This is a genomic window from Streptomyces sp. NPDC101237 (assembly GCF_044767465.1).
Classification (GTDB): Bacteria; Actinomycetota; Actinomycetes; order Streptomycetales; family Streptomycetaceae; genus Streptomyces; species Streptomyces gramineus.
This window is the reverse complement of the sequence record NZ_JBIWNY010000024.1, coordinates 41,529-57,400: the sequence shown is the minus strand read 5'-3', so window position 1 is coordinate 57,400 and position 15,872 is coordinate 41,529. Positions and strand designations below refer to the sequence as shown.

Here is a 15,872-nt window from a genome sequence, read left to right as displayed (position 1 = left end):
TCCATGTCATCGACATCATCGAGAACGCGGTCATCGAGAGCGCGCTTAAGCAGCAGGAGAAACGATCCGGCAGAGCCGACGGTCCCCCGCTGCCAGGGGTCTACCCTGCCACGCGGCGTTTATGGGGTTTCGTCGGTACGGGGTCGGCCTTTGGTCATGCGGTCGACCATCCGCCATACGGCACCCGGCAGGACCCCCAGGGCCGTCGCCGCCACGCTCTGCGCGTACAGGTCGTTCTTGCGGCCCATGGTCGACGGCGCGGTACGGCGCACGGCCGACAACATGCGAAGCCCCGGGCGATGTGATCCAGTGAGCACCAGTGCCACGCCGAGGTCGTACTGGGCGTGGAGGGTGTCCGGATGACAGGGGCCAAGCGTGGCCAGCAGAGCCGTATAGGCCTGCCCACTCAGCTCCTTCGCCGTGTCGTACTCACCCAGCTGTGCGTGTGAGCGGGCCAGCAGCAGCAGGGCCCGCAGGGTCATCGGGTGCCGCGCGCCGTGCCGCCGGTCGAGCCGCGAGATCGTCTCCGTCAGGTGTTTCCGGGCTGCCGTGGGCCGACCGAGGCACAGGAGGGCGTTGCCGTACTCCACATCGGTGCTCAGCGTCCGGTCGTTCATCGGCCCGTGGCTCCGACGCAGCTGCTCTCGCTGCTGCCCCAGGGTCTCTGCGGCCTCCCGCCAGTTCGCCGGGTCCGGGTGGAGTTCCAGTAGATGCAGGGTCAGCCAGGCCTGCGCGAGGACGGTTTGTGCCGTGACGGCGTTCATGTGATCGGGCAACCCATGTTCGTGGTACCAGCGTTGGACTGACTCGGCCGTCTGCCGTGCCTCGCGCTGCGCGTTCGTGGAGAGCTGAAGGATGGCCAGTTCGATCCGTGCGGCCTGCAGGTGGTGCCCTGCGCGTTCCGGCGACTCGTGGGCGAGGAGATTCACGAGTGCGTCGGCATGGACCAGGGCCACGCGCATGTCGCCACGGAGCCTGCGGCTTTTCAGATAGCCCAGCCGCAACTCGATCCGCGCCTGGCCGAGGCCCGGTTCACTCCCCGGCGGGTCCGCGCCGGTGTGCCCGGTATCGTCCGATGACGCAAAAGCCGCCCGCACGGCCGCCCAGTGGGGGTCCGCCGCCTCGGAACGGCCAAGCCCGTCAAGGGCTTGGGCCAACAGGCCTACGGCGGACAGCCCGCCCGGATCGTCGGGCGCTGCGGCTTCCCGGGCGCGCGCGGCATACTCCTCAGCCTGCTCGTACTGGCCCGCATCCAGGTGGGCTCGGGCGCCCCGCAGCAGATCGGGTACCGCCGGGACGCCGGACGCGAGAGCCCGGTCCCAGTGTCGGGCGGCTTCGACCGGCTCGCCACGGTCCTGGTGGAAGACACTCAGCATGCGGTGCAGCGCGCAGCAGGCATCCTGGGCGACGAGCGGATGGCGGGCGAGCGCGGCCGCGAACGGCATGAGCCTGTCGGACTCCGTGCCGTGTTCTCCGCCCTGCTCCAGCAGCTGCTCGCCGACGAGCCGGGCGAGTTCGGCGTCGGGGACGACAGGGTCCAGATAGCGCCGCGCGGCTTCCCGGACAATGGCGTGGACCTCCCAGCGGTCCTCTATCCGGGTCGCCAGCATGAGCTCGTGCAGGCCGGCCAGCGCGTCGCCCAGGTCACCCTCGCGGAGGTGCAGCGCAGTCACCACATCGGCGATGAACCCGGCGGGCAGAGGGGCGCCGGCGCCCATCGTGGCGAGCTGGAGCACCAGCCGCTGCTGCGCGGTGAGCCGGTCGAGACCGGTGCGGACCAGACCGATCGCGGGGTCGAGGACCGTCGGATCCTCGACGAGCCGGCGAACCTGGTCGCCGACGGAGCAAAGCCCCTGACGGTTCCGCAGCTGACGACCGGCCAGACGCAGGCTCAGAGGGTGACCGCCCAGCCGCTCGGCCAGGACGCCGAGGGCCCGCCGCTCGTCCTCACTGTCTACCGGGCAGTCTTCTCGCAGCAGAACCTGGGCGTCCTCGGCGCTCATCGCGCCCAGTTCCACGACGGGCATGAACTCGGCCAGTGGCCCGTGACGGCTAATCAGGACGGTGTGCACGAGCGGACCGGCGGGCAGCAGCAGACGCTGAACCTCCCTGGGATCCAGGTCGGGCGGCAGATCGTCGACCACCCACAGGGCAGGTCGAGCAGCGGTGAAGAGGTGATCGGACACGGCGGCGCTCAGCTCCGCCGCGTCGGCCCGCTCCACACGGGGACCGAGACGAAGGGTGCGGGCGGCCCGGCGCAACTCCTGGGTGTAGCGGCTCGCCACGTCGGACACCGTTGCGCCGCTCAGATCCAGCCAGTGGACTCCACCCAGGTACGCCCCACCGAATTGCCAGGCATATGCGGCGGCGAGGGCGGACTTGCCGGCGCCGGCCACGCCGAGCAGCGCCACCGCGGGACCTGCCGTCACTTGCCTGACCATCGGGTGGGCACTCTGACGAAGCTGCGAGTGCACCTGCCATTGTTCGCGGTATCGGCCGACGAAGCCGTGCGCGCCGGCCACGCGGTCGGCGATCCAGCGTGGCCGCTCGGTGAACCGGGGCTCGCCGATGGTGCCCCGCACCGAGCCGAGGCGCCGTCGGATCGCGGCTTCCAGGTCGTCGAGGGCGGCCTTGTCGCCGTATCTGGGGGCACGGGCGAACGAGGCGTCCGCCAGTTCCACGGGGAACAGGTGCTCCTCGCCCGGCTCCGGGTTGATCACGACCACACGGCCGGTGGGGTCGCCCTCCCGCTGCCCGGCCAGGAGCGCCGCCGTCAGCTCGAACTGGCAGGCATACCGGTTCGGGTAACCCGCCGAGTAGTACACGAGCAGGGTCCGGGACGAGGCCAGCGCCCGCTCGATGGTCTCGGTGACGCCCTCGCCGGTGCGGATGTTCTCGTCGAGGAAGACGGTCAGGTCTCTCTTGCGCAGTGCCTGGGCGATCCGCTCGGCCTTGGCCCTGTCGTGGCCGCCGAAGGAGAGGAAGACGTCGTACGCGTTCACCGGCTGCCCGCCTCGGTCGTGTCCCGGCCGGAGCCGAGACCGGCTATCCAGGTGCGTACCTCGTCGGCCGCGACCGTGACGGCGTCGCCTGTTCCCAGGGTCAGTTCCAAGCCGGTGGTCGCGTCGTCGATGAGCACCCAGGCCTCCTCGTACTGGCCGTCGAACTGGTCCAGCGCCGCGTGCGCGTGTGCCAGGTGGCTGACAGCGGTCATCGTCGCGACGTCGTCCGGGCCCAGGGCGGCCAGCCGGACGTCGTAGACGCGTATCGCCGCCTCCAGCACCGCGATCCGTTCGTCCATGCGCTCGTCGTCGAGGCGGATCTGTCCCGGCGTCAGACCGGCCGGAAGGGTCTCGGCCACCTCGGTCGTCGCATACCTCGTCAAGACGGTGCCGGGTTGGCCCTGCTGAAGGGGAGGGGCTTGCTCGCCGTCCCGTTCGAGCAGCGCGGCGAGGAGGTGGTGCAGGGTGCGCAGGGTCGAGGGATGCGGCGGACCTTGGGTGTGCAACCGGATGCGGTAGGCCTCGGTGAGGAGATCGGCTGCCTGGTCCGGATCCTCAACGACGCCGGCCAGGTTCTCCGCCGCGTCCGCGGTGTGCGGAAGCGGCCCGAGCAGGCGCCGCCGCGTTTCGTACACCATGCGCAGCATCCGCCGGGCGCCGACGGGGTCCGACAGCCGCAGTGTCGTGGCCGCCAGGTTGTTCAGCGCGTCGAGGGTACGGGCATGGTCTTCGCCGTACAGGGAGCGGAACGTCCGGTACAGGCCGGTCTTGAGCTCATGCGCCTCGGCGTGGTCCCCGCACCGGCCCACGTGGATGGCGTAGTTGGTGAGGGCGTCCAGAGTGTCGGGATGCTGCGGTCCGAGCAGCCGGACGCGGATCTCGTGCACCGACCGGAAGATGCCCCTGGCGTGTTCGTGGTCACCTGCGGCGCCGCAGACCACGGCGAGATTGTTCCACGCGATGAGAGTGTCGGGGTGCTGTGCACCGAGCCGTCGGCAGAGCGCTGTGTACGTCGTCTCCAGCAGAGTCCGGGCCGTTCCATGGTCTCCGTGCAGACCATGGGCGACTCCCAGACCGAGTTGGAAGGCGAGCGTGGTGAAGTGATCGTCGCCCAGCCGGGACCGGCATAGTGTATAGAGCCTTCCGTACAGGTCCAGTGCGGCCCGGCTGTCGCCGAGTTCGGCGTGCAGCCGTCCGGCCTCGTTGAGGAGGTGCCACTCGTCGATGTCCAGCATGTCTGCGGCCAGTCGCTCGATATGGGAGAGCTGGCCGGACAGGAGCGGATACCGCTGGCTGTCGCGGGCGTCGTCCATCTCGCGGGTGAAGGCGGCGATGGCAGCCAGGCGCAGTTCCTGACGGCGGTGTGGTGAGCGTTCCGACCGGCGTACAGCCTGATTGACCAGCGGATGGACACTCCACGACAGCCCCGCCGCAGCGCCGAGATCACTGGTCTCCGTGCCGTACCGCCGGCTGAGGTAGCGCGCTTCGGTCTGGCGGAGGCCTTTCTGAGCCCTGTCGTCCGCCTCCGCGCGGGACAGTCCGTCGGCCTCGGCCAGAACGAGGGAGACCAGCGCCGCAGGAAGCGGCGTCGCGCCGAGGACACTGGACAGCAGCAGTACATCCAGGCCTTCCTCCGGGAGGGCGGTGATGCTCCGCGACAGGGTGGCGGCGACCCCAGTGATGTGATCGGTGGGCAGTTTGGGGCGTAGCTGCTCGGCAAGGGCCAACGCGTCGCGGTCGGGGTCGGTTACCAGCTTCTCCAGGGCTGTGAAGTCGGCGACCCCGGTGGCCTCCGCTGAGCCGCTCAGCCCGGCCGCGAGAGCGAGGGCCAGTGGATGCGCGCCGAGCGCGTCCACGGTCCGGCGAACGGCGGCGTACTGGTGGCGTTCACCGCGCAGGTCTTCCAGACGGCGCGCCATCGGCCTGGGCCTGCCGTCCGGCCACTGGCTCGTCAGCAGGGCCACGGACGCGCCACGCTCCAGGGGCGGGAGCACCAGCCGGCGGTCGGGGTGAACCCAGCCGCCCAGTTCGTACCCCGCCGTCAGGAGAGTACGGCCATTGCTCGTCGGAGCCAGCAGCGAGTCGAACCCGGCGCGGCTGATGCCCTCCGGTACGTCGTCCACGATCCACAGGTACGGTCCCAGCTCGGCCAGGTGGTGGTGGAACCAGCGGACGGTCTCTTCTAAGGGCACCGAGCGCGGCCTGCTTTCGCCGGCAGGCAGTCGGTCGGCAACACGCGTCAGGTGGGACTCCACTACCCGTCGCACCGCCGTGTCACCGCCCCCTCCCGTCCCGTGACCCTCGAACCCGTTCAGCGAGAACACCCCCGCCGGAAAATCGGCGGCGAAGGTCCGGGCGTAGTGCCGCACGAGCTGCGTCTTGCCCTGGCCACCGACGCCGGCGACGGCCACGACCTGGCCGCCATGATGTGGAGCGTCGTCCGGGAAAAAGGCGTCGTGGATCCGCCACAGGTCCAGTTCCCGCCCGTACGTCTCCGGGATGTCCGGCATCGGCTCCGAGTACCACCTCGGTGGCGGCGGATTCGGCGCGTCACCCAGTCGACGCTGGTCCTGCTCACCGAGCCGACGCACCTGAGCCTCGACGGACGCGGCCGAGCGGTCGAACGACTGGTTGAGCGCCGGCAGTCGCCAGTGCTTCAGCCTTTCCGGCCGGACGTGCTCGATGTCGAGGTGCTGGGTGAGGGCGAGAACCCGTGCCCGGCTGCGATGCAGGTGATAGGAGCTCAGGAGCGCGAAGTGCACCTCCTGCCGACAGTACTCGCTAGCCAGAAAGGCGGGCGAGTAGAGGGCCAGAAGGACATGGCTCCTACGGAGCGCGGCGTCAATGCGGTCGGGAATGCAGTCGTAGTCCCGCATACCGTCGTGGTCCTGGAAGACCCTCAGGCCCAACGCGGTCAACTCGGCGTGCAGGGCGTCCGCCTGGGTCTTGTCCTCCCACGCGTAGCAGAGGAAGACATCATGATCGTCGGGCCGCACAACGACCATGACACACCGCCCCATCCGCGATAGGGCACACCCCTCGGGCGACCCGACGCCGCTAGATACATGTCGACTGCGGCCAACTCCGGCACTTCACCATGGACACAGCGACCAACGAGCCACTGTGCGCAGGGGTTCCTTGATTTGTGTTTTCACTCCGCCCAGGCCAGCTCGTGCGGCAGAAGACCTTCGGGCAGGGTTTCATTTCCAGGCGAACTCAGCGAATGTTCGCTGCCTCATCGATGCTCCAGACAGCCGCGCAGACCTTCAGTGCAAGGCCCTCGAAAGCGTCCTCAAGAGCCGCGAGCTCGGCGAAGAGTGCATGCTTGTCCGCCGCGGTGGTGTGCTTCGCCGCGGGCCAGTTCGCGGCCGGGTTCCAGATGGTGCAGTTCGCTTCGGGATCTGAGTGGGCGCCATACAGCTCCGGGTCGGCCTGCCGCATCACGGCGAAACACGCCCCCACGGGGCTGGGACACTGGCCAGCATGTCGCACACCGGGTACTTCGGCGTCGGGTCGCACGGCCGTATCGTCCACTCCTTCCACCCGACCCCTGCCGGCTGGTGCTCCGCGAACCATGTTCTTGGGCTTGAGCTGCAGACGGACCGTCAGGGTGCCGCCGTGCACGAGGCCGGGCACGTGGCGGCGGCCTTCGCGACGGGCATCCACGTCACCGACGTTGTCCTAACGCCCGAGCAGACGCAGAACCCGTGCGTCCCGGTCTCGGGGGTCTCGGGCGTCACCGGCATCGGCCGTATCGCCGTCCCGGTCAACGACTACCTGACGATGCTGGCGGCCGGGGAGGTAGCCCAGCAGCGGTGGCTTCGGGACTCCGGCTTTGATCCAGTCCCGCAAGAGCTACCAGACCAAGATCAAGGAGTACGGTCCCGCAGGCGATCAACGTCGGCAGTGCCCGGCCCTCGGACCGCACGCCACCGTCACCTGCTACCGCCGGCCCCAACCGCGCCCCTCCACCGTCGTCGACCTCGACGCCCCCACCGTCCGCACCCCGGCCGCCCTCCCCGCCATCACCAAGCCCAAGCGGGAAACCGGCACCCAGCCCGACATCTGCACAGCGAAGAGCATCACCGTCCCCGGCGCCGTACATGCCAAGTGGCGGCAGACATACCCCCTGCTCACCCCGCAGTGGCGGGAAGCCTGGTCCGGACTGCGCAGCCAGAACGAAGGCGGCAACGGCAACCTCAAGAGGTCCGCCTTCGACAGCATCGACAACGCCCAGCTGTGCCTGCCCCATGGACGCGTAGCGCAGACCCTGCTCAACGCAGTGATCATCTTCGTGGCGAACCTTCGAGCCATCAAACGGTTCCGTCGCGACCGGGGCATCCGGCCCCGCAAGCCTGGCACGCCGAGCAATGCGATCCGAGCCGGCGAGCCCCTCGAGCCACCCCAGAGGCAACCGGTCGCGACCGACCCGATCGAGCCTCCGCCACGCGAGTGACGCACCCCGCAACGCCCCGCTCGCAGCTTCCATGCAGGCACGCTCTGCGTCTCACAGCTCGCACAGGCTGCATGAGCTGGAGGACCCAGATTTCACCTTGGACCAAGCTAGGCCGGTCGCGAAAGGCCAGCATCACCCTCAGCTACGTCGACCGCGTGGCCGTAGGGCCACCATCGCGTTCGAGGTTTCGGGCAACCCCGCACCACGCACCGCGTGAGTGCGAGCGCGCCTACGCCTACGCGGACAGCGCAGGGAACACGACCACCGAGCCGTCCTTGTTGCGGGCAATCTCAATCGCCACGTCTGTCGTGCGGCTGTTGACCATGACGCCGTCGCCCAGCTTGCGAATCCGGTTTGCCGCGCGCATCAGGCGATCGACTTCACCGGTCGTGAAGACGGGCCGCAGACCTTGCGGACCTGCCAGCTCCAGCGCCGACAAGCGTTCCAGGACACCGGCAAGGCTCGACTCCAGTTCGTCGAGGCGCTGCTGGTCGCGCTTGAGTTCGCGGGTGAAGTTCTCGAACAAGTTGTCAGGGTTGTTCTGGGCATGCTCGACAGCCTGCAGGATGACGACCCGCCTCTTCAGCGCAATGGCCAGTGCAGCGAGTTCGAGGTGGGCGCGGAACATACCGCCATGCTCGTCGACTCCGGGGAACGACTTGGCCAGCGTGCTGATCTCGACGGACTTGCCCTCGGGCAGCTTGTCGAGTGCGCTCTGCCACCGGGCAAGGCGGCGGTCAGCGGCACCCAACGCCGTGTTGATGGCGTGCACTGCCGAGTCCAGTCCCAGAGAGACTCCGAGCTTGCCCTGGTCAAACAGAATGGCGGTGGCTTTGTCGATGGCATCGCGGCAGCCGTCGAGTTCGCTGTGCTCATCTTCGAGCTTCTGTTCGCGCAGCTGCTCCAGCAGTTCTGTGATGTGTTCGATAGCCTGCTGGCGCTTGTAGTCGGCATGCGCGCTCACGCCCACCGCTACGGCCATGAGCACGAGCGGCGCGGCCACGGTGAGCGCCGCGCTGCCGCCGGCCGCGACTCCGGCTGTCGCACCGGCTCCGCCGACCGCGCCGGCTGCCGCCGCTTTACCGACTGGCACGAACGTCGCATTGGCGGCGATGCCCGTCGAGTTCATGAGTGCACTGTGGATGCCACCGGCCGCCGCCTTCGACGCCATCGGGCGAACGATGCCCTGACCGAACTGGGCGGCGACCTTCGCCGGAACCACCATGCGATACAGGTTTTCACCGGCAGCGGTCGCCCTGGCCGCGGTAAGGGAAGTTCGCGTCGATTGCGTGATGAACTGTGACAAGTGCTGCGCCAGGGGACTCGCGGCATCGAGCGGGATGCCTCGGCTGCGGTCGAGCTTGGCGGGCAGCGGATGCACCTCAAGTGTGGCGATCGGCGTGTCGGCCAGGGCGGCCAGCACACCGCGCAGTTCAGCCAGGCGCTCAGCCGTCATCGGCTCGCCTCCGGCCAATACCGGCACCCGGACGTCACCAGTCGCCAGCGTCCACACCGGAACGGCTGCCTTGCGATCGTCAGTCATCGTCTCCCCCTTGTTTTGCAGCAGCAGCCTACGGCTGAGGTCCGACAAGAACGGCATGAACCTCGTGTATGCAGCTACGGGCTCTGTCTCCAGGTGAACTGACGATCTCACAACGGAGGGACGGCGCCCCCACCTGCGATGATCTGGCCGGGACCGGCGGCTCGTGGTGCAGGCCGACGAGACCCATTAGGCACGCAACAATCGCACGATGCGAATGATCGCGGATCGCCGGCGGCCGCGTAGCAGCCTCAGAGTCGCCCTGCCCCACAGTGCTCCCGCAGGGCATCTGGGATCCGGGAACTTGCAACCGTCCTGGATGTAGACGGCATGGCGAAGCCGGCTATTGCGCTGTCTGTCGTCGCGGCCCCATGGGATTCGTGAATCGATCGCCTGCGTCAGCACCGAACTCGACTCGGGCGTTGCCGAAAGCCAAGTCGTGGACGGCCTTGAGGCGAGATCGGGCGCGTCCCGGCAACTTCCCGAATCCAGTCGACCGTACTGGCCTCTCGTCCGAAATCAACATCTATTCTGAGGCAGGGTCAGGTAGCTCCTGCCGATGCAACACTCCGGCAGCCGACAAGGGGTGGCAAGTGACAGCGGATGTCCGTGGGCCGGCATGGGCACTAGAGGGATTGGGTGTGCGGTCCGGGCGCTATCCCCTGGCGGTGGAGGGCCCGGCGATGCGGGCGGTGGACCGGTTGGTTCCCGGAGTGTCCACGGTGACCCGCTACATCCGTTACCACTCGCTGTACGCTGCGATCGCGGCGCACGCGGAACGGAACGCGTGGGACACCACCGCGTGCCGCAGGGCGGTCCGCCGCAGCGAGGTTCTGCTGGCGGCGCTCCAGCACCACACGGAGACAGATCCCGCGTGGCTTGCCCACGGGGTCGATCGGGTGCGGCGTTTCTGCACAGAGGAACTGGAACTCGCGCGAGCCGCCGACGAGGAGCAGCTGAGCCAGTCGTACTCACCCCGCCGCTGGGGCTTTTGGGACCAGTACGGCGGACCAGCCACAGTGCTCGGCAACGTGGACGTCCGGGACGGAGTGCTCAGACCCGGCCGGCACCCGTGCCCTCGCGCGGTCAAGGAGCTCTTCGCCCCTCTGCTGTCTCTCGCAGAGCGGGACGTCGTGCCCTTCGCCGACCTGGAGCCAGTGGGGCAGGCGGCTCTTGGTGTCCCTTGCCCGGCCGAGCGGGAATGGCTGACGGACGTGCTGACCGCAACTCGCGGTGGGGGAACCCACGCGCAGGGGGACTGGGAGGCGTCCGACCGCACTCGGCGTGCGACCCTCCGTATCCTCGGCCGGGCGATCGATCTCCACGGTCATGAAGGCGACGGGTATCAGGAGACGCTGCGCTCCGCGGTGGCCTTCGGTAGCGCGGCGACAACGGATCCGGTTCTGGCGGCGATTCCCGAGACGGCCGGTTGGCGGGGAGTGCTGCTGCGCCATTACTCCGTCGGCGCCTGGCGTCGGCTGTGGGCGGCACTGGTGGCCGGTGTCGGCTCCAAGGACGGCGAGGCCGACCGGTCGGCCGAGGAACTGCGCGGCTGGCTTGCGCAACAGGCCCCGGATGCGAATGTACGGCGGGTCCTGGATGACCTGCCTCCGCTCAAGAACGCGGCAGGTCAGTTGTTGCCTGTCGAACGGCAACTCCTGAGGCAGGGTGCCGATGCCCTGATGACCAATGTGCTGCTCCTGATGGTGGGTGCCCTGCGCTCCCGAGAGGGTCATCTGCCAGACGACGTACGGGCCGTCTTCCTGGGCCGTCAGCGGCGCTGGGCCGAGTTCCTCGACCCGACGTGGGTCGACGGCCTCGTCGACGACTACGCCGACCGGCCGGTCCGCGACCTGGCCGCCCGGCTGGTGGACGACATGCTCGCCCAGTCCCGCAGAGTCGCCCTCGCGAAGCTGCGCACCGACCCCGCGACCGGCGGGCTGAAGATCTTCTCCCGTCTACACCTTCGCAACGAGCGTTATTTCAAGACCGGTGACGAAGGAGACTCCGACATCGGCACCCGCATCCCCCAACTGGGCTCCCTGGCAGCGCAGCTGGGGCTTCTCGCGGTCCGCGACAACTGCCACACCGTCACCGCGGAGGGACGGCGGATCCTGGAGACGAACCCATGAGCGCGGCACAGCACACCCGGTTCGCATCCCCCGTCACGCTGCTGAGGGAGTGGAGCGAACGCAGCGATCAGCAGGAGCTGCACGAAGCACTCTTCCTCGATTTCACAGTCGATCTCCCCTTCCTGGAGAAGGTCGCCATACCCGTGGCCCGTGGCCTGGGTGCCCGCACTGCGGTGATCGGTGATGCGTCCCAAGGGCTGTACGACCCGGTCGATGTGCGTATGGCTGGCCGCAGTTATCTGCACGGCCTGGCCTCCTGCCAGTGTGCGTTCCACCCCAAGGTCGTCCTTCTGGTCGGAGAACACGCCTGCCGGCTCGCAGTGGGTTCGGGGAACCCGACGCTGTCCGGCTGGGGTGCCAACGACGAGCTGTGGACGGTGGTGGAGACCGAGGACGACGATTCCCACGCGCTCCTGGCCGACCTCGCCGACTGGTTGGACGCACTGCCCTCCGCCGTGGAACTGGCCCCTTGGTCGGCGAGTCATCTGGCGGAACTGGCTGCCCTTCTGACCGAGCGGCATGTCAACACCCCGGCCGGACCGGAAACCGGTGCCCGGCTTCTACACAACCTCCAGGAGAGTCTGCTGGACCAACTGCCGCTCGGTCCTGTCGACGAACTGCACGCGTACGCCCCGTTCGTCGACGAGGCCGGTCATGCCCTCAGCGGGCTGCTCGGCCGTCTGGCACCCCGTCGCACCATCCTCGGGCTCCAGCCTCGCTGGTCGAGCTACGACGCCGGAGCGATCAAGAGGGCACTCGGCGGCTTCGACGCGCAGATCCGTTTCCTCGAGGAGACACGGATGCGGCACGGCAAATTCGTCGAGTGGCAGGCCGGCGGCCGGCGATACGCTCTCACCGGGAGCCCGAATCTCACCCGCGCCGCGCTGTGCACCAGCACCCGGGACGGCGGCAACTGCGAGCTCGCCGTACTCGCCGCCGACACCGCGCCGCTGCTTCCCGAACAGGGGCGCATCACCTCACTCGCGAGCCTGACGGGCCGCACCATCCGGCCCTTCCAGTCCACCGGTCACACGCTCGTCCTGCTGGGCGCGAAGACGGACAGTGAAGGCCTGCACGTCTCTCTGGCGCACCCCCAGCCCCTGCCCGTGGTGATCAGCACGTCTCCGGACGGTTCACCGGGTTCCTGGACACGGACCGGAACCATTCCGGCGGGGGCGGCCGCCTGCTCCTTCCCGCTGCCCGAGGTTCCCGGTGCGACGGTTCGCGCCAAGTGCGCCCGTGCTGACGGCACCACCGTCGAATCCGCCGTCGTCTTCGTGTACAGCCCCATACACTGCGCACGGCGCCACAGCGCCGACAGCGGTCCCCGGCTGAGATACGACTACACGGCGCAGACCCTGTTCGCCGACGAGCGTGCCGCACGCCGTTTCGAAACCGATCTGCTGCGCCTGCGCGAACTCACCGCCGGAACGTCCGCTCCCCGGGTGAGCCCGGCGGGACACACGACAACGGGCTCGGTGACATCGAGCGGCGTCGACCGCTGGGACGCCTACCTCGCCGACTGTCGCCGGATGATCGGGGCGCCGTTGACGGATCTGGCGTTCGGCACCTCGCCGCTCGACCTGCCGCAGGCACCCTCGTCGCGGTGGATCGTGTCGGCGCTCACCCTTGGCATGCGGGAGGAGGACGACGAAGAGCACGAGGACGAGACGGAGGACGTAGACCTCCCCACCACGAGCGAGCCGCTCGCCCCGTACGTCGCGCCAGAGCAGCGTGCCCGTTGTCGCGCCTGGGCCCAGCGCTGGGTCGCGGCGCTCACGGGCCCTGACGGTTCAGCCGCAGCACCGGTTCCGGTCCGGCTGCTCGTGGCCAACCTGTACGTCCAGCTCCTGGCCGCCGGAGTCTGGGACGAGCAGGACCAGAACTGGCGCGACGGACTCAGCCGCGTCCTCGAAGCACTCCGTTCCGAAGACCTGGCGGGCGAGGCGGACCACGATGCGCCGCCCGAGACCCGACGACGGCTGGACGCGGTAGCGGCGGTGGTGATGACACTGCTCGTCCAGGACGCCACCTTCACCGGCGGCGGTGAGCACGACGTACTCGCCATGATGGCCGCGTTCCCAGGCCATGGCCATGGCGACCTCGCCGGCGCCTACCCTGCGGTCTGCCTCGGCATGATCCTCCACACCCCGGGCACCGAACCCGGCCCGGCCGCCCTGCGCGCCATCCAGCCAGCCTTCGAACGAGGCCTGGTCAAAGACCTGTTCTGCGCCGACCGGGGCATCACCCAGGCCAAGCCTCACAACCTGCATCTGCAGCTGCTCAAACTCGGCCTCAACGCGGTGAAGCACTACAACGACGACAAGGTCGACCGGCAGGGAGAGTTCCGCGGCATGCAGCTGGTCGGCGGCGAGTTCTACTGCCCGCTGATGCCCACCCCGCTCGTAACTGCGGGCGCCACATACATCGACAGCCGCACGGACGAAGACCGCGCCCACGCACTCAACCTGATCCAGTCCCGGAAGGACTACCAGGCCAAGATCAAGGAATACGGGCCCGCAGGGGATCAGCGTCGACAGTGCCCCGCCCTCGGGCCGCACGCCACGGTCACCTGCTACCGCCGACCCCAGCCACGCCCGTCCACCGTCGTCGACCTCGACGCCCCCACTGTCCGTACCCCGGCATCCCTGCCCACCATTCCCAGGCCCAAGAGGGACACCCCTGTCTACCCAGACATCTGCAGAGGGAAGAGCATCACCGTCCCGGGCACCGTCTTGGCCAAGTGGCGGCAGAAATACGCCCTGTTCACCCCTCTGTGGCAGGAAGCCTGGTCCGGACTGCGCAGTCAGAACGAGGGCGGCAACGGCAACCTCAAGAAGTCCGCCCTCGACAGCATCGACAATCCCCAGCTCCGCCTGCCGCACGGACGCGTCGCACAGACCCTGCTCAATGCCGTCATCATCTTCGTGGCGAACCTCAGAGCCATCCGACGGTTCCTCCGCGACCAGGGCATCCAGCCCCGCAAAGCCGGCACGCAGAGCACCGCAACCCGACTCGGTGCGTACTCCGATCCTCCGCAGGCGCGACCACTCCCGACCGAGCAGGCCGAGCCTCCGCCACGCGAGTGACACACCCCCGCCGCGCTCCACCCCCTGAAAACCCCACATGCCTGCGCCACGGCTACCAGCCGTCGCGCAGGCATGTCTTGTTTCCGCAGGTGAGAGGCGCAGTACCTGGACCGCCACCGCCTCACCCCCTCATCGAGCCGATCACGAGGCTCGAGGCCCCAGAAACGACGAAATACCGGTAAGTCACATGACTCGACCGGTAATTCGTGAACGCTTCGGGACGATCTCGTGAACGTCCCTATGTGTGTCCGAGGGGGGACTTGAACCCCCACGCCCGATAAAGGGCACTAGCACCTCAAGCTAGCGCGTCTGCCATTCCGCCACCCGGACCAGGTGTCTGCCACCTGACCGGGGGTGTTCCCCGCGGCGGCATGGACAACAATACCAAGCTTTCGGAGTGCCCTTCACCTGCGTTTCCGGGGGCGTTTGCGCAGGTCGGATCCCGCTCACCATCCGTGCCCGGATCGCTACCGGCCCGGCCGCGCCCGTCACCGCGGGCCGCCGCACGGGACCGTGCGGCGGCCCGGACCTGACGTCACGGCATCAGCTGGTGGTCCGGGAAGTTCCCGGACAGCCGCTCCCCCGCCGGCCCCTGGGTGACGGCCCGCACCAACAGCTCGCCGCCGACGAAGCCGGTCTCACGTGGCGCCGGGCGCGGTGCTGGTCGAGGCGGCCGCCTCCCTGGCCGCCGGTCGACGGTGTGCAGCGCCCGGTGTGCAGCGCCCGATGACGCGTCTCGACGTCCAGGTCGGCGACCTGGACGCGGCCGTGGCCGAGGTCGTCGCCCTGGGAGCCGTACTCGCGCCGGATCGGCCGCGGGACGGCGTGCGCGTCCTGTTCGATCTCGCCGGTCATCCCTTCTGTCTGTGCCGCGACGACGAGTGACTGCCGTGCGCGCGGGACGGGTTCAGGGCGTCGCGCGCTCGTGGTAGGAGCGGCGCGTGTGTTCCGTGTGCTCGCGCATCAGGCGGGTCGCGAGGTGTTCGTCGCGGGCCGTGATCGCGGCGATCAGTTCGCGGTGCTCGATCCAGGACTGGTGGCCGCGCCGGCGGGCCACCGGCGTGTAGTACCAGCGGACCCTGCGGTCGACCTGGGCGGCGAGTTCGGCGAGGACCGTGTTGCCGGCCAGGTCCATGACCTTGGTGTGGAACGCGGCGTTCAGGGCGACCGCGCCGTCCACGTCGTCCGCGGCGACGGCCCTCTCGCCCTGCGCGCACAGGGTCTCCAGCGCGGCGACTCCCGCGCTGTCCGCGTGGGCCGCCGCCAGCCGCGCCGCCTCGGCCTCCAGCAGCGTGCGGACCGTCAGGAGCTGGTCGGCCTCGTCCTCGGTGGGTTCGTGGACGAACGCGCCCTGGGCGGGCCGCAGATCGACCCAGCCCTCGGTGTTCAGCCGCTGCAGCGCCTCGCGCACCGGCTGCCGGGAGACCCCGAGATGTCCGGCGAGTTCGCTCTCCACGAGGTGCTGGCCCGGCTGGAGGGAACGGCTGGTGATGAGTTCCAGCAGTGCCTCGTAGACCCGGTCGCGCAGCGGTCCTGGACGTTCGAGCCTGGGCACCGCGCCCTGCGGCAGTCCGGCTGACACCATCGGGTCCCCCTTCGGCAGACACCCGTCACGGGCGGACACTCCGTGCGAGGCTCAGTATCGATTGTCTT

At 69.0% G+C, this 15,872-nt stretch carries 9 protein-coding genes and 1 tRNA gene; 4 read left to right on the top strand and 6 right to left on the bottom strand.

Annotated elements, in window-relative coordinates:
• Positions 1–119 precede the first annotated feature (119 nt).
• From ACIRQ9_RS30545 to ACIRQ9_RS30535, 3 genes are all read right to left on the bottom strand, one after another.
• Complete coding sequence (locus ACIRQ9_RS30545) at positions 120–3,002, bottom strand: TIR domain-containing protein (protein ID WP_404180527.1); 2,883 nt, start codon at positions 3,000–3,002, stop codon at positions 120–122.
• Positions 2,999–6,007, bottom strand: a complete 3,009-nt coding sequence (locus ACIRQ9_RS30540) for a tetratricopeptide repeat protein (RefSeq protein ID WP_404180524.1) — start codon at positions 6,005–6,007, stop codon at positions 2,999–3,001. The genes ACIRQ9_RS30545 and ACIRQ9_RS30540 overlap by 4 nt, the downstream gene beginning before the upstream one ends.
• Before the next feature lie 211 nt (positions 6,008–6,218).
• The gene (locus ACIRQ9_RS30535) at positions 6,219–6,668 is read right to left on the bottom strand and encodes a hypothetical protein (protein WP_404180522.1); all 450 of its coding nucleotides are present in this window, start codon (positions 6,666–6,668) and stop codon (positions 6,219–6,221) included.
• 169 nt (positions 6,669–6,837) lie between these two features.
• Between ACIRQ9_RS30535 and ACIRQ9_RS30530 the strand changes: the two genes are divergently transcribed.
• Positions 6,838–7,458, top strand: coding sequence for a hypothetical protein (locus ACIRQ9_RS30530; protein ID WP_404180519.1), 621 nt, complete (start codon positions 6,838–6,840; stop codon positions 7,456–7,458).
• A 235-nt stretch (positions 7,459–7,693) separates the two neighbouring features.
• Here the strand turns inward: ACIRQ9_RS30530 and ACIRQ9_RS30525 are convergent, their stop codons facing one another.
• Positions 7,694–9,001 carry a hypothetical protein gene (locus ACIRQ9_RS30525; RefSeq protein WP_404180517.1) on the bottom strand — a complete coding sequence of 436 codons (1,308 nt, stop codon included), beginning with the start codon at positions 8,999–9,001 and terminating at the stop codon, positions 7,694–7,696.
• 719 nt (positions 9,002–9,720) lie between these two features.
• On the opposite strand from ACIRQ9_RS30525, the gene ACIRQ9_RS30520 reads away from it, so the two are divergent.
• Together ACIRQ9_RS30520 and ACIRQ9_RS30515 are read left to right on the top strand one after the other, a co-directional pair.
• Positions 9,721–11,130 carry a hypothetical protein gene (locus ACIRQ9_RS30520; protein ID WP_404180514.1) on the top strand — a complete coding sequence of 470 codons (1,410 nt, stop codon included), beginning with the start codon at positions 9,721–9,723 and terminating at the stop codon, positions 11,128–11,130.
• Positions 11,127–14,219: a hypothetical protein gene (locus ACIRQ9_RS30515; protein ID WP_404180511.1), complete on the top strand. Its 3,093-nt coding sequence runs from the start codon at positions 11,127–11,129 to the stop codon at positions 14,217–14,219. The genes ACIRQ9_RS30520 and ACIRQ9_RS30515 overlap by 4 nt, the downstream gene beginning before the upstream one ends.
• Positions 14,220–14,464: 245 nt before the next feature.
• Here ACIRQ9_RS30515 and ACIRQ9_RS30510 read toward each other — a convergent pair.
• Positions 14,465–14,549: transfer RNA gene (locus ACIRQ9_RS30510), tRNA-Leu, on the bottom strand.
• A 396-nt stretch (positions 14,550–14,945) separates the two neighbouring features.
• Here ACIRQ9_RS30510 and ACIRQ9_RS30505 point away from each other — a divergent pair.
• Positions 14,946–15,104 (top strand): VOC family protein, encoded by a 159-nt coding sequence (locus ACIRQ9_RS30505; protein WP_404180508.1) that lies wholly within the window; start codon positions 14,946–14,948, stop codon positions 15,102–15,104.
• Positions 15,105–15,126: 22 nt separating this feature from the next.
• On the opposite strand, the gene ACIRQ9_RS30500 is transcribed toward ACIRQ9_RS30505, so the two are convergent.
• The gene (locus ACIRQ9_RS30500) at positions 15,127–15,804 is read right to left on the bottom strand and encodes a GntR family transcriptional regulator (protein ID WP_404180505.1); all 678 of its coding nucleotides are present in this window, start codon (positions 15,802–15,804) and stop codon (positions 15,127–15,129) included.
• Positions 15,805–15,872 lie beyond the last annotated feature (68 nt).